Annotated in this window: 1 protein-coding gene; it reads right to left on the bottom strand. The window is 39.5% G+C overall.

The features are described 5' to 3' along the window. Positions 1-18: 18 nt before the first annotated feature. Positions 19-1,136 (bottom strand): IS3 family transposase gene (locus H7U22_RS22760; RefSeq protein ID WP_379016116.1). Its coding sequence is split into 2 segments (ribosomal slippage): positions 19-875 and positions 875-1,136, totalling 1,119 coding nucleotides; the frame shifts between segments, so codons are not numbered across the junction. Between the last annotated feature and the right edge of the window lie 79 nt (positions 1,137-1,215).

Here is a 1,215-nt window from a genome sequence, read left to right as displayed (position 1 = left end):
TGAGCCCCTCCCCAAAAACTAGCCATTTAAAACTAGAGAATCGGGCGTTAAATTTAAGGTTTCAATGAACTCATTCGGAGTCAAGCCACCCAGTGAACTGTGGGGTCTGAATGAGTTATATTCATTGCGCCATTCTTTTATTTTTTCTTTGGCATCTTCCATAGATAAGAACCAATTTGTATTTAGGCACTCATCTCGAAAACTCCCATTGAAAGACTCAATATACGCATTATCTGTTGGTTTTCCCGGTCTGGAAAAATCTAAAATTACGCTCTGGTCATATGCCCATTTATCCAAAGCCTTTGAAATAAACTCACTGCCATTATCAACTCTTATTTTCTTTGGGACAATTCCTTTTTTGATCCGAATAGATTCTAAAACCTCGACTACTTGATCACCTTTTATTCCCTGTTCAACATAGATATCCATGCATTTTCTACTGTAATTATCGACTATATTTAAGGTGCGGAATTTCTTGCCATCAAAGAGCTGATCAGCCACAAAATCCATGCTCCAGCATTCATGTAAACTGGTGGCGGCTTCACGATCAAGCCGATGTGAACCGGCTCGGTTACGCCTTGGACGTTTACTTCTGAGGTTAAGGTTCTCAAGCTTGTATAGCCTGTGAACTCTTTTATGGTTAACTTTCCAGCCTTCCCTTCTCAGTAAAGTCAAGATCCGCCACATACCATATCGCAACCTAATCACTGCAATTTCCTTGATCCTTAATGTCAACATTCGGTTATCCCTGGGTTTTGCCTGATATAAAAAAGTTGTCCTTTTTTGTAAAATTACTCGGCATGCTCGTCTTTGTGATATACGAAAGTCTTGGATTAAGGTCTTGCCCAACTCCCTCAACTGAGTTGGCCTTAAAGCTTTTTTTTTAACACCTCCTGTAGCATATGCTTATCTAAACTTAGATCGGCAACCAGCTTTTTTAACTGAGAATTCTCTTCCTCTAATTGCCTTAACTTTCGAAGTTCAGTAACCCCTAAGCCGCCATACTTTTTCTTCCAATTGTAGAAAGTAGCTTCACTAACCCCCATTTTTCTACAAACCTCAGAAACAGCAACGCCTGTCTCTGATTGTTTGATCGCAAATACGATCTGTGCCTCCGTAAATTTGCTTTTTTTCATCGCAATTATTTGTTTTAAGTTATCAATAATTGCCCGATTTTTCTACTTTAGAATGGCCAAGTTTTTCGGGGGGACGTCA

This window comes from Pedobacter fastidiosus (genome assembly GCF_014306625.1).
GTDB lineage: Bacteria > Bacteroidota > Bacteroidia > Sphingobacteriales > Sphingobacteriaceae > Pedobacter > Pedobacter fastidiosus.
The sequence above is the reverse complement of the archived record's forward strand: the minus strand, read 5'-3'. Positions and strand labels throughout refer to the sequence as shown.